Annotated in this window: 15 protein-coding genes; 8 read left to right on the top strand and 7 right to left on the bottom strand. The window is 50.5% G+C overall.

The window, feature by feature from the left end; all coding sequences use genetic code 11:
* Positions 1-7: 7 nt before the first annotated feature.
* On the top strand, positions 8-1,234 hold the full coding sequence (locus INP79_RS00190) for a porin (protein WP_194752460.1): 1,227 nt from the start codon (positions 8-10) through the stop codon (positions 1,232-1,234).
* A 106-nt stretch (positions 1,235-1,340) separates the two neighbouring features.
* On the top strand, positions 1,341-2,015 hold the full coding sequence (locus INP79_RS00185; protein ID WP_194752459.1) for a DUF6445 family protein: 675 nt from the start codon (positions 1,341-1,343) through the stop codon (positions 2,013-2,015).
* 1 nt (position 2,016) lies between these two features.
* Here the strand turns inward: INP79_RS00185 and ntrC are convergent, their stop codons facing one another.
* From ntrC to glnA, 4 genes are all read right to left on the bottom strand, one after another.
* Positions 2,017-3,408, bottom strand: a complete 1,392-nt coding sequence (gene ntrC / locus INP79_RS00180) for a nitrogen regulation protein NR(I) (RefSeq protein ID WP_194752458.1) — start codon at positions 3,406-3,408, stop codon at positions 2,017-2,019.
* Positions 3,409-3,427: 19 nt separating this feature from the next.
* Positions 3,428-4,528 carry a nitrogen regulation protein NR(II) gene (gene glnL, locus INP79_RS00175; protein ID WP_194752457.1) on the bottom strand — a complete coding sequence of 367 codons (1,101 nt, stop codon included), beginning with the start codon at positions 4,526-4,528 and terminating at the stop codon, positions 3,428-3,430.
* 109 nt (positions 4,529-4,637) lie between these two features.
* Positions 4,638-5,129, bottom strand: a complete 492-nt coding sequence (locus INP79_RS00170; RefSeq protein ID WP_194752456.1) for a DUF4124 domain-containing protein — start codon at positions 5,127-5,129, stop codon at positions 4,638-4,640.
* Positions 5,130-5,254: 125 nt separating this feature from the next.
* Positions 5,255-6,664: a type I glutamate--ammonia ligase gene (gene glnA, locus INP79_RS00165; protein WP_024930129.1), complete on the bottom strand. Its 1,410-nt coding sequence runs from the start codon at positions 6,662-6,664 to the stop codon at positions 5,255-5,257.
* A 351-nt stretch (positions 6,665-7,015) separates the two neighbouring features.
* On the opposite strand from glnA, the gene INP79_RS00160 reads away from it, so the two are divergent.
* From INP79_RS00160 to mtgA, 3 genes are read left to right on the top strand one after another with little or no spacing between them, the layout of a single operon-like run.
* Positions 7,016-7,465: a rhodanese-like domain-containing protein gene (locus tag INP79_RS00160; RefSeq protein WP_194752455.1), complete on the top strand. Its 450-nt coding sequence runs from the start codon at positions 7,016-7,018 to the stop codon at positions 7,463-7,465.
* A 41-nt stretch (positions 7,466-7,506) separates the two neighbouring features.
* A complete protein-coding gene (gene aroE / locus INP79_RS00155; RefSeq protein WP_194752454.1) occupies positions 7,507-8,331 on the top strand; it encodes a shikimate dehydrogenase in 825 nt (274 codons plus the stop codon).
* Positions 8,332-8,341: 10 nt separating this feature from the next.
* Complete coding sequence (gene mtgA, locus INP79_RS00150; RefSeq protein WP_194752453.1) at positions 8,342-9,028, top strand: monofunctional biosynthetic peptidoglycan transglycosylase; 687 nt, start codon at positions 8,342-8,344, stop codon at positions 9,026-9,028.
* Positions 9,029-9,170: 142 nt separating this feature from the next.
* Here the strand turns inward: mtgA and uvrA are convergent, their stop codons facing one another.
* Positions 9,171-12,005 carry an excinuclease ABC subunit UvrA gene (gene uvrA, locus INP79_RS00145; RefSeq protein ID WP_194752452.1) on the bottom strand — a complete coding sequence of 945 codons (2,835 nt, stop codon included), beginning with the start codon at positions 12,003-12,005 and terminating at the stop codon, positions 9,171-9,173.
* 77 nt (positions 12,006-12,082) lie between these two features.
* On the opposite strand from uvrA, the gene INP79_RS00140 reads away from it, so the two are divergent.
* The 3 genes from INP79_RS00140 to INP79_RS00130 all read left to right on the top strand — a co-directional run bounded on the left by INP79_RS00140 (position 12,083) and on the right by INP79_RS00130 (position 14,697).
* On the top strand, positions 12,083-13,474 hold the full coding sequence (locus INP79_RS00140; protein WP_019880654.1) for an MFS transporter: 1,392 nt from the start codon (positions 12,083-12,085) through the stop codon (positions 13,472-13,474).
* 7 nt (positions 13,475-13,481) lie between these two features.
* The gene (locus INP79_RS00135) at positions 13,482-14,015 is read left to right on the top strand and encodes a single-stranded DNA-binding protein (protein ID WP_024930123.1); all 534 of its coding nucleotides are present in this window, start codon (positions 13,482-13,484) and stop codon (positions 14,013-14,015) included.
* 73 nt (positions 14,016-14,088) lie between these two features.
* Positions 14,089-14,697, top strand: a complete 609-nt coding sequence (locus INP79_RS00130) for a hypothetical protein (protein ID WP_194752451.1) — start codon at positions 14,089-14,091, stop codon at positions 14,695-14,697.
* On the opposite strand, the gene ribA is transcribed toward INP79_RS00130, so the two are convergent.
* Positions 14,694-15,362 (bottom strand): GTP cyclohydrolase II, encoded by a 669-nt coding sequence (ribA, locus tag INP79_RS00125; RefSeq protein WP_194752450.1) that lies wholly within the window; start codon positions 15,360-15,362, stop codon positions 14,694-14,696. The two genes, INP79_RS00130 and ribA, sit on opposite strands and share 4 nt — an antisense overlap.
* Positions 15,349-16,464, bottom strand: coding sequence for a sigma-54-dependent Fis family transcriptional regulator (locus INP79_RS00120; RefSeq protein WP_194752449.1), 1,116 nt, complete (start codon positions 16,462-16,464; stop codon positions 15,349-15,351). The genes ribA and INP79_RS00120 overlap by 14 nt, the downstream gene beginning before the upstream one ends.

Here is a 16,464-nt window from a genome sequence, read left to right as displayed (position 1 = left end):
GATTCGTATGAATACAAAATTGAACGTTGCAGTTGCAGCAGCTCTGTTCGCTGCCGCTACTGGCGCACAAGCTGGCATCACTATCCCAGCTGGTGACTGGACTCTGGACATCGGTGGCGTTGTTAACGCTTACTACACTCACACTACTTACAGTGGTGACAATACTGGTAATACTGCTCCTCTGGGCTTGGGTACTGGTAACCAAAACAGCAGCGCAAACATCACAACTGGCTTGCTGCCAAACTACCTGAGCGTTTCAGGTAAAACACGCCAAAACGACCTGGATGTTGGTTTCACAATTAGCATCAACCCAGGTGCTTCAACTACAGGCGCTGGTGTGCAAGGTTCTCAACAAGAAAACCGTCAAGCATTCTTGACATTCGGTGATGCTTCTTGGGGTTCTGTGAAGTTAGGTAAGGATCTGGGCATCTATGCTTCAGACGCTATCTTGAACGACATGACATTGCTGGGTGTTGGTGGTGGTGCTGGTAACTTGGCTGGTAACACAACAACATTGGGTCGTATCGGTACAGGTTTCATGTACGCTGACTGGAAATCCCAGATTGCTTACTCTTCACCAAACTGGAATGGCTTCCAATTCACTGCTGGTTTGACACAGGCTTGGAATGCACAAAATGGTGGTGTTCCAACTCCTGCAATCACTAGCGCAACAAGCACAGCTCGCGGCGAAGGTCAAACTGCTTACGAAGGTAAAGCTTCTTATGAGTGGACTGGTGATGTAGCTGGTAAAGTTTGGGCTTCTGCGATTTCTCAGAAAGTTGAGTTCGCTGGTGCATTGGGTAGCGAGCGTGCTTATGGTTGGGACTTGGGTACAACAATTAAGGTTGCCGACTTTGCGTTGACAGGTTACTACGGTCAAGGTAAAGGTATTGGTCAAACTTTCCAATTGCGTGATGGTTTTGATGCAACTGGCAAACGTCGTGATTCTGACCAATGGTACGTACAAGGTACATATGCTATTCCTGGCGTAGGTACTAAATTGGGCGTTTCTTACGGTGAGTCAACATTGGATGCAAACTCAGTTGACAAAGCAGTTTGGAAAGAAGTACAAGATTCTATGTGGACTGTTGGTGCATACCACCCACTGACGAAGCACTTGAACTTGGTTGCTGAATATTCACAATCACAGCGCGACGTTGATTCAAGCGTTGCTGCTAACGATTTGAAAGCAAAAGCAAAAACCATTTCTCTTGGTGCGATCCTGTTCTTCTAGTTTAATTGCAGTTTAACTGCTTAAATTAAAAGTCAGAAAAAACGGCAACTTCGGTTGCCGTTTTTTTATCTATAAAAGGCTTTTACTAACTAATGGTTAATGAATTATGAATTTGTATCCTGTGGCGATTGTTGAAAACTTTTATGAAGATGCGGATGCAGTGCGCACTTTCGCTCTCAATCAGAAATATCAGTATCGCCATCAATTAAAGGATGTGCCTTATGTGTTTCCTGGTGCGCGGACGAAAGATTTGTCGGTAATTAATAAGCCGTTATTTGAGAAGGTAAGCACAAAGATAGTCTCATTGTTTCATAACTCAGAATTTGAGCGCATGCGTTGGGCCATTTCGACCAACTTCCAGAGCGTGAGCGAAGATTATGGTAGAGGCGTGATTCACACTGATGGCAATGCGGTATTTGCTGCTGTGCTGTATTTGAGTCCTGATGCACCCTTAGACTCAGGCACTTCGCTGTTCAGGCCAAATAAGAGTTTTGATCAAGATGCCTATGAGAGAGCGTTAAAGGTAAACGATAAGCGCTTTGCAGATGGGACAGTTAGGATGGATACTGCTTATCACTCAATGTTTGATGAAATCGTAAGAATTAATAATGTCTACAATACATTGATTTTGTATGAGGGCCGACATTTTCATGCAGCAAATAACTTTTTTGGTAAAACGCTAAAAGACTCACGTTTGGCGCAAGTCTTTTTTGTCAGCAGTATTGATGCGCAGAAACACAGCTCATTCCCGCTATGGCGCAGTCAACAGATTCATATATAAACTAGTCGTCTATACCAAGCTCTTGAATTTTGCGCGTCAGCGTATTGCGCCCCATGCCTAACTGATTGGCCGCTTCAATACGGCGGCCATCTGTGTGGGCGAGCGCACGCGTGATAAGGATACGCTCAAACTCTTTGGTTTTTGCATCCAGAATATTGGTTTCCCCGCGGTTGAGTGCATCGGTGACTTCTTGTGCCAGTGCTTCTTGCCAGGAGCCGGCTGTACTATGTTTGCCGGTGTCTTCTTTCAGTTCTGGCGGCAGGTCGTTCACGTCGACGTTCTGGCCCGGTGCCATCACTGTCAGCCAATGGCAGACGTTTTCCAGTTGGCGGACGTTACCGCTCCAATTGACTGACATTAGGTATTTGATAGCCGCTTGGGATAACTGTTTAGGCTCTACACCCAGTTGCTGAGCGCTGTGGGCGAGAAAATGCTTGGTCAGCAAGGGAATGTCTTCCCTGCGCTCGCGCAAAGGCGGCAGGCGCAGGCGGATGACGTTTAAACGGTGAAACAGATCTTCACGGAACAGGCCTTGTTTAACGCGCTCTTCCAGATCCTGGTGGGTGGCTGCAATGACGCGCACATTGACCTTGATGGGCTGGTGACCACCGACGCGGTAGAACTGGCCATCGGACAACACGCGCAATAAGCGCGTTTGCAAGTCTGCGGGCATATCGCCGATTTCGTCTAAAAATAAGGTGCCATTGTCAGCCTGCTCAAAGCGCCCTCTTCTAGCTGCTGCTGCGCCGGTAAACGCGCCACGTTCGTGACCAAACAATTCGGATTCCAGCAAATCTTTGGGGATCGCTGCGGTGTTAATGGCGATAAATGGTTTGTCTGCGCGTGGGCTATGTCTATGCAATGCGCTCGCTACCAGCTCTTTACCACTGCCAGACTCACCATTGATGAGTACGGTGGAATGTGAACGACTCAATCGGCCAATGGCACGAAAAACCTCTTGCATGGCTGGTGCCTGGCCGATAATTTCTGGTGATGGGCCTGTGTCTTCGACGGCTTCAACCGATTGCCGCATGCTTTCTTCAACCGCGCGCTTGATAATTTCAATCGCCTGGTCGACATCAAAAGGCTTGGCCAGATATTCAAACGCGCCACCCTGGAATGCCGCCACTGCGCTTTCCAGATCGGAGTACGCCGTCATGATAATGACAGGGATGTCAGGGAAGCGTTGTTTTACCTCTGACAGAAAGTCCAACCCGGAGCCGTTAGGCATGCGGATATCGCTGACGATGACTTGTGGTTGCTCACGGTTCAAGGCATTGAGTGCTTCTGCAGGGGACGAGAAGGTTTTAAAGTCAAAGTCAGTGCGTGCCAGTGCTTTTTCAAACACCCAGCGGATGGATTTGTCGTCGTCTAGGATCCAGATTGGCTTCATAGCTATTTCTCGTCAATTATTATGCTGATGATTTTAATTGCGTACTCTCAATGGGTAGCAATATATGGAAAATGGTTTTACCCGGCTGCGAATCGCAATCTATCATGCCGTGGTGTTGTGTAATGAATGTCTGCGCCAGCGCCAGGCCCAAGCCGGTGCCGCCTTCGCGGCCAGAGACCAGCGGGTAGAAAATACGCTCTTTAATGCCGGCCGGGATGCCCGGGCCATTATCAATAATCTCAAGATGGATACCGACGCGGTAGCGTTTTCTGGCCAGCGTAATCTGGCGTTCTGCGCGCGTGCGGAAGGTGATGCTCGCATTTTCTGTCTGGCTTTGTTGCATGGCTTGTGCCGCGTTACGGGCAATGTTGAGCACGGCCTGAATCAGCTTCTCACGGTCACCAATCAACTCCGGCAGGCTGGTGTCGTAATCGCGGATCACGCGGATGTGATTGGGCGACTCCGCCAGCAGCAGGCTGCGTACACGCTCCAATACCTCATGGATGTTGGTTGGCTCATATTTAGGCACGCGGTGCGGGGCGAGCAACCTGTCCATTAGGCTGTGCAGCCGGTCGGCCTCTTTAATGATGACTTGCGTGTATTCCTTCAGGCTGGGCTGCGGTAGCTCAAACTCCAGCAATTGCGCTGCTCCACGCAAGCCACCTAAGGGATTGCGGATTTCGTGTGCCAGGTTACGTAATAATTCTGAATTGGCCTGTTGCTGAATCAGCATGCGTTCTTCACGCGCAATGCGCAATTGCTGGTCCATCTGCACAAACTCCAGGATCAGCATGTCTTCTGGGGTCTGGTTAAAGGTGGTTGAAATAGGCGTGACGGTGCAAGTCACCGCTGTGGTATGACCGCGTTGCGTGGTTAACGTGAACTCGTGCTCGCGGAACGGCCCTTGTGTTTGGATGGCATTGGTCACTGCCATTTGCAGGATCTCGCAATTCACGAATACATCGTGAATGTGCAGGCCTTGAATTTGGTTGGCGCTAAACGCGAACAGTATCTCTGCACTCGAGTTTGCATAGGTGACTTCCAACTGGTTATTGAGCAGAATCACTGCCGTAGCAATGTGCTCTAAACCGCTAAACCCGTGGGGAGATTTTTGAACCATATCCTAAGCTTGTTAAAAAGAGTGAATCACGCCCTGTTTTAAAGCAAAAGCCAAGCCAATTCTAACCCACTTGTTAAAAATGGCTTAAAGAGTTGCCAAAATGGTGCGCTTAAAGATTGAGTTCTTTGTTTAGCAGTTCAATATTGCGCTCATGTGCCTGAATTTCGGCTTCAATGACGCGCAGTTTTTCATCGTATTTGGCGACGTTTCTAAAGGTTTTTCCATTCGCGCCTCTATATACCTCCGGCGTATTTTGCGCCTCTTCGTAGAGCTGTTTAGCATGCTCAAGTGATTGTTTTTCTTGCTCTAATTCATTCATGAGCACTTCGCGGCGTTTTTGGTCACGCTGATTCTGTGTCTGGTTATCTACCTTGGGGAAGTTGGCTGGCGTCGGTGTTTTTGACGTCGGTTTTTTTTCGCGTGGTGCTGGTGGTGGTTCGGTGGTTTTGGGGCCGCTGATGACCAACTCCGCTTTGCTGTTGCCTTCTGGCTTGATGTTTGTGTAGGTCGTTACCCCATTACTGTCGGTATATTTATAAATATCCGCGGTAGCGTGATTGCATATCAGCGCAAAAGCAAAAATGTAAAAAAGTCTTTTCATGGCAATAGTTTAGAGTAGATTGTTGAGGTTATCAACGTGTCTTTACTGCAAAAGGTTGACGATGCTGAGTGTGCATAAAAAAACAGGGCAGCCTAAGCTGCCCTGTTTTGGTGCGTCTCTTGCGATTAGCAGGAGTAGTACAAACCAAACTCAACAGGGTGTGGTGTTTGACGCAATTTAGTGACTTCTTCCATTTTTAATGCAATGTAAGAGTCGATCCAGTCATCAGTGAATACACCACCGCGTGTCAGGAACTCGCGGTCTTTGTCCAGGTACTCAAGCGCTTGCTCCAATGAAGAACACACGGTTGGAATCAATGCATCTTCTTCTGGTGGCAGATGGTACAAGTCTTTTGTCGCTGGTTCACCTGGGTGAATCTTGTTCTGAACGCCGTCCAGGCCAGCCATCAGCAAAGCTGAGAAAGCCAGGTATGGGTTGGCAATCGGGTCTGGGAAGCGCGCTTCAACACGGCGTGCTTTGTCTGAATGCACGAATGGAATACGGATCGCAGCAGAACGGTTCTTAGCAGAGTAAGCCAGTTTTACTGGTGCTTCGTAATGCGGTACCAAACGCTTGTATGAGTTAGTGCCTGGGTTGGTGATCGCGTTCAATGCGCGAGCGTGTTTGATGATACCGCCGATGTAGTACAGGGCGAAATCGCTCAAACCAGCGTAGCCGTTACCTGCAAACAGGTTTTTGCCATCTTTCCATACGGATTGGTGTACGTGCATACCAGAACCGTTATCGCCAAACATTGGTTTAGGCATGAAGGTCGCAGTTTTGCCGTAAGCATGTGCTGTGTTTGTGACCACGTATTTCAGGATTTGTGTCCAGTCAGCACGTTGTACCAATGTTGCAAATTTAGTACCGATTTCACATTGACCAGCAGTCGCCACTTCGTGGTGATGCACTTCAACAGGCACGCCCAACTCTTCCAGTGTCATCACCATCGCAGAGCGGATGTCGTGCAATGAGTCGACTGGAGGCACTGGGAAGTAGCCGCCTTTAACGCCTGGACGGTGGCCTGTGTTGCCGCCTTCGAATTTTTCACCTGATGACCAGGCTGCTTCTTCGGAGTTGATCTTAACGAAGCTACCACCCATGGTGGCATCCCATTGTACGCTGTCAAAAATGAAGAACTCTGGCTCAGGACCGAAGTAGGCTGTGTCGCCCAGGCCGCTGGATTTCAGGTAGGCTTCTGCGCGTTTTGCCAGGCTGCGTGGGTCGCGGTCGTAACCTTTACCATCTGTAGGGTCAACAACATCACAGGTTAAAACCAATGTTGGCTCGTCAAAAAACGGGTCAATGTATGCGGTGCTTGCATCAGGCATCAGTTGCATGTCAGAGGCTTGAATGCCTTTCCATCCAGCGATGGAAGAGCCGTCAAATGCATGGCCTTCAGTAAATTTATCTTCGTCGAAGTGAGAAACTGGCACAGTCACGTGCTGCTCTTTACCTCTGGTGTCGGTAAAACGGAAATCGACAAATTTGATGTCGTTTTCTGCAACCAATTTCATTACGTTTGCAACGGACATTACATTCTCCTCAATGATCAAGGTCTAAATTTTTAAGTTGCACACGCAAAAAGCGGGGCATGTTGCGGATGTCCCGGAACGTGAGCAAGTGTCAAACAATGGATAGTTGGGATTCAGCCGGATGACCGAATCCCAGGAAATCTCAATGTGTAATATTAGCAGGAAGCATGCCACGCCAAAATAACCATTTTGCATGGTTAAGGGGTATCTTACATAAAATTATAAAAACATCATGCACCATTGATGTGCAATGCAACAAATTGAGCACCAAAATTGTGCATTGTGATTTTGACTTGCTTTCGCGGGTATACTCGCCGTTTTAGTCCTTGTGTGAATGAATGAAGGTGTGATTTGGAAAGCGTAGAAAATATCTTAACTCAGGCCCATGCCCGCGCCTCACAAACTGGCTTGTCATATGCGGGTGCGGTGACACCACAAGAGGCCTATGAATTGATTAGCCAGAATAGCGAAGCGGTGTTGGTCGATGTACGCTCACGCGCGGAGTTGGAGTTGGTCGGGCGCGTGCCGGTAGCGACCCATGTAGAGTGGGCGTTTTACCCTGGCATGGTGGCAAATGCCGAGTTTGCTGCACAGTTGCAAGCGCAAGTGGATAAATCGCGCACTGTGATTTTTATGTGTCGTACAGGCGGACGCAGCCATAATGCGGCGTTGTTGGCGCAGCAACTGGGCTATAGCAATGCTTACAATATGATTGAAGGCTTTGAAGGCGAGGCCAATGCGCTGAAGCAAAGAACCTTGATTAATGGCTGGAAGCATGCTGGCCTGCCGTGGACTAATTAACGCTGTATTAATCACTTTAGACAAATGAAGCTTTGCCGCGTATGACCGTTGAAAAGTATGCAGTGATTGGTCATCCAATCGAACATAGCAAGTCGCCATTGATCCACCAGGCCTTTGCACAGCAATTCAATAAATCGATTGTTTACGAGAGGGTGCTGGCGCCTTTGGATGGCTTTGCTGCAACGATTGCGCGCTTGCAAGCCGACGGTTATGTGGGCGCCAATGTGACGGTGCCATTTAAGTTTGAGGCTTTTGATGCCTGCCAGGACTTATCTGCGCGGGCGCAGGCGGCAGGTGCGGTGAATACTTTAAGCTTCAAAGCTTCGCAGTTACTTGGTGACAATACTGACGGCTGCGGCCTGGTTAACGACATCCTCAAACATCAGCAAACGCGCCTGGCTGGCAAAACCATATTGTTGCTTGGTGCAGGTGGTGCTGCGCAAGGCGTGGTGTTGCCATTGCTTGAGCAGCAGCCATTAAAACTGACAGTTGCCAATCGCAGCCTGGATAAAGCGCAGGCCATGGCAGATCGTTTTGCCGTAGACGCTGCGCATGTGCAGGTGAAATTGCAGGTGCAGACATTTGCCGACTTATCGCAAGGCTATGACGTGGTGATTAATGCGACTTCGGCCGGCTTAACCGATAGTGTGTTGCACATTCCAGCAATGGTATTCCAACAACATACGCTGGCCTACGAAATGATGTATGGCAGAGACACGCCATTTATGCAGCAGGCGCGCGCAGCAGGCGCGCGCGTGGCAGATGGCTTGGGCATGCTGGTAGAACAGGCGGCCGAAGCGTTTTATCTCTGGCATGGTTTGCGTCCAGACACTGCTTCTGTGATCCAGTCTTTCCGTCAGTCCTAGGTTTCTCACGATGAAACAAGCCATTAAACTGTTTTTTGGCCTCTTGCTGCTGTGGATTTGCCTGTATCAGGTATGGGTGCTATTACATGTGTTATGGTGGATTGAGCATAACCCGACGTCAACCGCATTTATGGAAGCACGCCTCGAAGTCATGCAGGAAAGTCACCCTGATGCAAAGTTGCAGCAGCAATGGGTGCCCTATGCAAAAATCAGTAACCACTTAAAGCGCGCTGTGATTGCTGCGGAAGACAGTAAGTTTGTCGATCACCAGGGATTTGACTGGGTGGGCATAGAAACTGCGTTCGAGAAAAACCTGAAAAAAGGCAAAATTGTGGCGGGTGGTTCCACCATCAGCCAGCAATTGGCTAAGAACTTGTTTTTATCCGGCCACCGGACGCCGTGGCGCAAAGCGCAAGAGGCGGTCATCACCTTTATGCTAGAAAAGTTATTGACCAAGCGCCGTATTCTGGAAATTTACCTGAATGTGATTGAGTGGGGCGATGGTGTGTTTGGTGCCGAAGCGGCCTCGCGTCATTACTTTCATGGGAATGCCAGATCACTTGGACCAGCAGAGGCTGCCAGGTTGGCGGCCATGATCCCGAATCCACGCTTTTATGATGTACATCGCAGTACGCGCTATTTGGGTCGGCACGCTGGCACCATACAGGCGCGCATGCGATTGGTGAAAATACCCTGATTTTAAGGGCTTGTTTAAGCTATTAAACCCTCATACCGCCACATACAATGTTTTATATAAATATATGTATGTGGCTTTACCACATCCGTATTGGATGCACTGTCAAATGACGGCGCATCTCGGGGACCGGTTGCATGTTGACCTAGCCCTTGACAGCGAGATGTTTTAATAAGGGTATGAGGTAACGGCCAGTATAACTGGCCGTATTTTTTGCCAGTTCCTCAGGCGCGCCCACGCCAACCACTACACCTCCACCATCACCGCCCTCAGGCCCCATGTCAATCAGCCAGTCAGCCGTTTTAATCACATCCAGGTTGTGCTCAATAATCACCACTGTATTGCCTGAGTCACGCAGTCTATGAATCACATCCAGCAATAACTGGATATCGGCAAAATGCAAACCTGTAGTTGGTTCATCCAGAATATACAGCGTGCGGCCAGTATCGCGCTTGCTCAGCTCCAGTGACAACTTGACCCGTTGTGCTTCACCACCCGACAGCGTAGTGGCCGATTGCCCCAGCGTAATATAGCCCAAGCCCACATCCAGCAGGGTTTTCAGTTTGCGTTCTATCACCGGTTGCGCATTAAAAAACTGGTGCGCCTGTTCCACGGTCATGGCCAGTACCTGGTGGATATTTTTGCCTTTAAACTGAATTTCCAGTGTTTCACGGTTATAGCGCTGGCCTTTGCACACATCGCACGGCACATACACGTCCGGCAAAAAGTGCATTTCTACGCGCAGTACACCATCGCCCTGGCACGCCTCGCAGCGACCACCTTTGACGTTAAATGAATAGCGGCCAGGGCCATAACCGCGGGCGCGGCTTTCGGGCACGCTGGCAAATAAATCACGGATAGGCGTGAACAAGCCTGTGTAAGTGGCCGGGTTAGAACGTGGCGTACGGCCAATCGGACTTTGGTCTACATCGACCACCTTGTCGAAAAACTCCAGGCCGTCGATGCTGTCATGCGGCGCGGCTTCGGTTGTGCTGCCATATAAATGCGTCGCCACTACGCGATAAAGCGTATCGTTAATCAGCGTGGATTTACCGCTACCAGAGACGCCGGTGACGCAGGTAAGCAGGCCAACCGGGATCTCGATGCTGACGTTTTTCAGGTTATTGCCGGTCGCATTGTTGAGTTTGAGCCAACGTGCCGGGTCAGGGCGCGTGCGCGGCAGCTTGAAGGTAATCTGCTTTTTGCCGCTGATATATTGCCCGGTCAGTGAGTTGGGATCAGCTTCAATTTGTGCTGGCGTGCCAAAGGAGACAATATTGCCACCATGCTCACCGGCCCCAGGGCCAATGTCGACAATAAAATCGGCTAGTTGAATCGCATCTTGATCATGTTCGACCACAATGACGCTATTGCCGATATCGCGCAGGCGCTTCAGGGTTTCCAGTAAGCGGTCGTTGTCGCGTTGGTGCAAGCCAATCGAAGGTTCGTCCAGCACATACATCACGCCGGTCAGGCCGCTACCAATTTGTGAGGCCAGGCGAATACGTTGCGCTTCACCACCAGATAAGGTTTCAGCCGAGCGCGACAGTGACAAATAATCCAGGCCGACATTGGTCAGAAATTTCAGGCGGTTTTCAATCTCTTTGACGATTTTGTCGGCAATGGCCAGCTTTTGGCCGCTGAGTTGCAGCGTTTCAAAAAAGTGTAGCGCCTGTTTTAGCGGCACTTCGCAAATCTGGTGGATGTTGCGGTCACCGACTTTGACGTGACGCGCTTCACGGCGCAAACGTGTGCCTGCACAATCCGGGCAGCTGGTCGCGTTGATGTATTTGGCCAGTTCGTCACGTACTGCCGTTGAATCACTTTCGCGGTAGCGCCGTTGCAGGTTGTTGATAATGCCCTCAAAGGTGTGCGACTTGCTGAAAAATGTACCGCGTTCATTGAGGTATTTAAAGGTGATTTGTTCGCGGCCAGAGCCAAACAGCAGAATTTGCTGGGTGTCTTCCGGCAGATTCTCAAACGGCGCTTCCAGGTCAAAGCTGTAATGCTGGCTTAAACTGGCCAGCATCTGGAAGTAAAACTGGTTGCGTTTGTCCCAGCCTTTAATCGCGCCGCTGGCGAGGGACAAATGCGGAAAAGCCACCACGCGCTTGGGGTCAAAAAACGTGACCTGGCCGAGGCCGTCACATTTGGGGCAGGCACCCATGGGGTTGTTAAAGCTGAATAAGCGCGGCTCTAGCTCGACCAATGAGTAATCACATACCGGGCAGGAGAATTTGGCTGAAAACAGATGTTCTTTTTCATTATCCATTTCCAGGGCAATCGCTTTGCCATCGGCCAGTCTCAGGGCGGTTTCGAATGACTCAGCAATACGCTGTTTCATATCTTCGCGCACTTTGAGTCGGTCCACTACCACGTCCACACTGTGTTTGGTCGTTTTGGCCAGTTGCGGCAGGCTGTCCATTTCGTAGACCTTGCTATCAATGCGCAAACGTACAAAACCTTGTGCTTTGAGGGTATCGAATAAATCGAGCTGCTCGCCTTTGCGGTTAGACACCACAGGCGCCAGAATCATCAATTTGGTGTCTTCGGGCAATTTGAGGATGCTGTCCACCATCTGGCTGACGGTTTGCGCTTCGAGTTTGATGCCATGATCCGGACATTCCGGGTCCCCGGCACGCGCATACAGCAAACGCAGGTAGTCATGAATTTCAGTCACGGTGCCCACGGTAGAACGCGGGTTGTGCGAGGTGGATTTTTGCTCGATGGAAATCGCCGGCGATAAGCCTTCGATCAGGTCGACATCGGGTTTGTCCATGCGTGCCAGAAACTGGCGGGCATAGGCCGATAAACTTTCGACATAGCGGCGCTGCCCTTCTGCGTAGAGCGTATCAAAGGCCAGTGAAGATTTTCCGGAGCCGGAGAGGCCGGTCACCACCACTAGTTGGTTGCGTGGGATATCCAGATTGATGTTCTTCAGATTATGGGTGCGCGCCCCGCGAATTTTGATAAATTCCATGATACTTTCACGAACAGACAGCCAACCTGATAATATACGCAATTATTCAAAATTAAGCCAAGTTTTCTTACAGATTCATGCAGTTCTCCGAAAAAATGACCCGAATAGAAACGCGTGCCACTGCGGCCTTGGCGTCTATCTACGGGCTGCGTATGTTGGGCATGTTTTTGATCCTGCCTATTTTTGCGATTTATGCTGAAACTTTGCAGGGCGGGGATAACCACGCACTCATCGGCTTGGCACTTGGCGCCTATGGCTTTATGCAGGTGATTTTCCAGTTACCGTTTGGCATGGCCTCTGACCGTTTTGGCCGCAAAAAACTGATTTACCTGGGCTTGATCATGTTTGCGGTGGGCAGTGTGTTTGCCGCCACCGCGCAAGATATTTATATGGTGATTGTGGGCCGTGCGATTCAGGGCGCGGGCGCGATTTCTGCCGTGGTCACAGCGCTAGTGGCAGACTCCACACGTGAAGAACACCGCACACAAGCCATGGCCATGATAGGCGCCACCATCGGTGTCACATTTGCCGTGTCGTTGGTGGCAGGGCCGATTTTAAATCAATGGATAGGGGTGTCAGGCATTTTCTGGTTAACCGCCGTGTTATCTATTTTAGCCATTGCCGTGGTGAAATTTGCTGTGCCAGAGCCTTTGCATGCGCACTTTCACTCCGATGCGCAAGCCGCACCGGCCAAGATTCGTGAAGTACTGCGTGACACCCAATTATTGCGCCTGAACTTTGGCACTTTTTGTCTGCATGGCGCACAAATGGCCATGTTTATGGTGGTGCCGTTTGCCATTAAGCACAGCACGGGCATGAATGAAAATACGCACTGGAAAATCTACCTGCCGGTGTTGGTGCTGTCATTTATCCTCATGGTGCCTGCCATTATTTATGCCGAGAAAAAAGCCAAACTGAAACCGGTGTTTATTAGTGCAGTCGGCCTCATGTTGCTGACACAGATTGCATTTATGTTCAGCCTGAATAGCTTATGGGGCATTGTGGCGACGCTGTTCTCATACTTTGTTGCGTTTAATGTGCTCGAAGCCTCTTTGCCGTCGCTGATCTCAAAAATGGCGCCGGTGGCGGCCAAAGGCACGGCGATGGGCATCCACAATACCGCGCAATCATTTGGCATGTTTTTGGGCGCAGCGCTGGGGGGCTGGTTATCACACAGCTATGGCAGCCCCACCGTATTTGTCTTCTGTGCCGCCTTGATGGTGATCTGGTTTGGTCTGGCGCTTGGCATGCAGGCACCTCCCAGTGTCAAAACAAAAATGTTTCATATACAAGGGTATAATGACGAACAAGCCGCCATCCTGGTGCAGGATATCCGTGCCATGGAAGGCGTGTATGAAGTGGTCGCCATTCCTTCAGAAACCATGCTCATGGTAAAATTGGAAAATCAGCGCAGCAAAGAATTTCAGGCGGCATTGTCGCAAGCAATCATGAATAGAATAGGGGAGTAGTGACACCATGGCATCAGTCAATAAAGTGATTTTGATGGGTAATCTGGGGCGTGACCCGGAAGTGCGCTATATGCCAAACGGCGAAGCCGTGGCTAACTTCAGCATCGCCACCACCGAAAACTGGAAAGACAAATCCGGCGTACGCCAGGAAAAAACTGAATGGCATAACATTGTCATGTATCGCCGTTTAGCCGAAATCGCCGGTGAATACCTGAAAAAAGGCCGCCCGGTATATGTCGAAGGCCGTTTGCAAACCCGCAAATGGGAAAAAGATGGCGTCACCCGTTACAGCACCGAGATTGTGGCTGACCAGATGCAAATGCTGGGTACTGGCCGCGAAGGTGGCAGCGCGCCTTATGAAGGCGGCGATATGGAACAGGGCGGTGGCGGCATGGACGATTACAACCAGGCTCCGGCGCGCCAGCCAGCCATGGGTGGCGGTAATAATGCAGGCGGTGGTAACCGTAATGCATTCCAGCCCGCACCAGCGAGCAAGCCAGCCGGTAATTTTGACGATTTTGATGACGATATCCCGTTCTAATCAGTCGTTTTTAGCGCTAACATCCAAAGCCCGAGCAATATGTTCGGGCTTTTTAATTTCTGGCAGGTGCGCGATGCGTTTAAAACAGCAAAGATTGATTTGGCGATTGTTCGGTGTGGTATGGCTGGTATTCGTGACGATAAATACGGCGCAGGCGCGCCCGGTCAAGCAATCACCATTGCCACCACCGTTGACCACCAAGCAGGAGATGAGCGCACATACCGATGATCTGCGTACGTTGATGCAGCAGTTATATACCGAATACCCGGATGAGTTGGCTAAAAGCACCCAAGTGGGGCCGCGTGAAATGACCGAGTGGGTATTTGATGGTAAAGCTAACTGGAAGTTTGAGGGCATCCGCCGCTTGCAAGGCACTGCCGCAATTAGCCTGGTATTTGATCCGGCTTTTACCGGCGACCATATCATGGCATTGGTGGTGGGCCTGGAAACATTGCTGTTTACAGCTTATGGCAGTCAAAATGAATTTGAGATACCGCCTGAGCGTGATAGGCCAAGGCTTGCCAAGCTGCAATGTCAGCTGCGGTCTGTGCAATCGCGCTTGCAGGCTAACACACAGGCAGGCATGCTCTTGAGCCAGTCCTTTGCACGGCAACAGGTTGATCAGGCGCTCAGCAGCGTGTTGCAGCGGCTGCAAGCGCAGCATTTAGCAATATGCAGCTAGTTTTTGGGCGGCGAATGGCTATCTATCAACGCCAGTTGATGACCCAGTTTGTGTTTCTTGGTGGTGAGGTAGGCAGCACTTTGCGGATTACCTGCCACTTCTAGTGGCACAACGGCTTCAACCGTTAGTCCCCAATCGGACATGGCTTTTGATTTGTCAGGGTTGTTACTGAGTAAGCGAATCGAGGCGACCTGCAAATGCTGCAGTATGCCAACCGCGATATCATATTCACGCTGGTCAACTGGCAGGCCTAGCGCCACATTGGCTTCTACCGTATCCAGCCCTTGTTCTTGCAAGGCATAGGCGCGCACTTTGTTGCTGAGCCCGATGCCGCGTCCTTCATGCCCGCGTAAATAGACAATCACGCCTTTACCCTGTTGCTGTATCAGTCGTTGCGCCTGTTTGAACTGCTCACCACAATCACAACGTTGTGAGCCAAACACGTCACCAGTCAGGCATTCCGAGTGAATACGTGTCAGCACTGAAGATTGCCCTTCGATCTCTCCCAGCACCAATGCGATATGCTCTATGCCGCTTTTGTGGTCGATAAATGCGTGTAGTTGATAGTGGCCATAGTCTGTAGGCAGGCTGGCAACCGCCTGTGGCGCGATTCGCGCACGTAAGTCCGCAGGCAAAGGCTTGAGCGCAAGGTTACTTGAGGGCATTGATCGCTCCCATTTTGATCAACTTGGCGCGCAACACATTGCGGCTTAAGCCAAGCAACTTGGCGGTTTGCACCTGATTATGATGGCAGTGGTGGTAGGCAGCGCGCACCAGGGCATCCTCAAAATAATCGTAAAGCTGGGGTTTGCCAGATTCAAACAGTTGCTGCAAGGCTTCTTCCAGTAAGTCGGGTGCATGACTACCGGCCTGTGGCGTGTGCTCCTGCTTCGGTCTATGCAGCGAGATGGAGGATAAATGTAAGTCTTCACTACGCACCAGGTTGTTGCGGCAAATCAGCAGCGAGTGGTGAATCACGTTCTCCAGTTCGCGGATATTGCCAGGCCAGCTGTGTTGCACCAGTTTCTGTTTGGCCGAGTCATCCAGGCGGATCTCTGCGTAACCCAGGCGGCGTGTATATTCGCTGACAAAATACTCAGCCAGCGGCAAGATATCGCCTGGCCGGTTTCTTAAGGTAGGCAACTCCAGATGGGCGACACGCAGGCGGTAAAACAGGTCTTCACGGAAATTACCGGCCTGTACGGCTTCTTCCAGGCGGACATTGGTGGCGGCGACCAGGCGGACGTCAATTGGCGTTGATTTTCTGGCGCCCAGGCGCACCACCTCGCGCTCTTGTAACACGCGTAACAGTTTGACCTGGATGCTTAGCGGCAAGTCGCCGATTTCATCTAAAAACAGCGTACCGCCGTTGGCGGCTTCAAACCAGCCGGCCTTGGCGACAAATGCACCGGTAAACGCGCCTTTTTCATGCCCAAACAATTCGCTTTCGACCAGCGTGTCAGAAAAGGCGCCGCAGTTGACGGCGACAAAGGGTTTGCCTTTGCGCTTGCTTAAGGCATGCACATGGCGTGCAATAAGCTCTTTGCCGGTGCCGGTTTCGCCGATGATGAGTACATTCGCATCGCTGGGCGCAATTTGCTGGATGCGACTGAGCAAAGCAATGGATTTAGGATCCTCAAACACTTGTGCGGTGGCACGAATAGACGTGGTGAGCGCGCGGGAGTTGGGCAGCGTGAGTAGTTTCTTCTCATTCTCGCCGTAGTCCAATTCACTCGCCTGATCCAGATTCTCGATAAATTTGTCCAT

Origin of the sequence: Methylophilus sp. QUAN (genome assembly GCF_015354445.1) — a bacterium.
Lineage (GTDB): Bacteria > Pseudomonadota > Gammaproteobacteria > Burkholderiales > Methylophilaceae > Methylophilus.
This window is presented reverse-complemented; position numbering and strand designations above follow the sequence as displayed.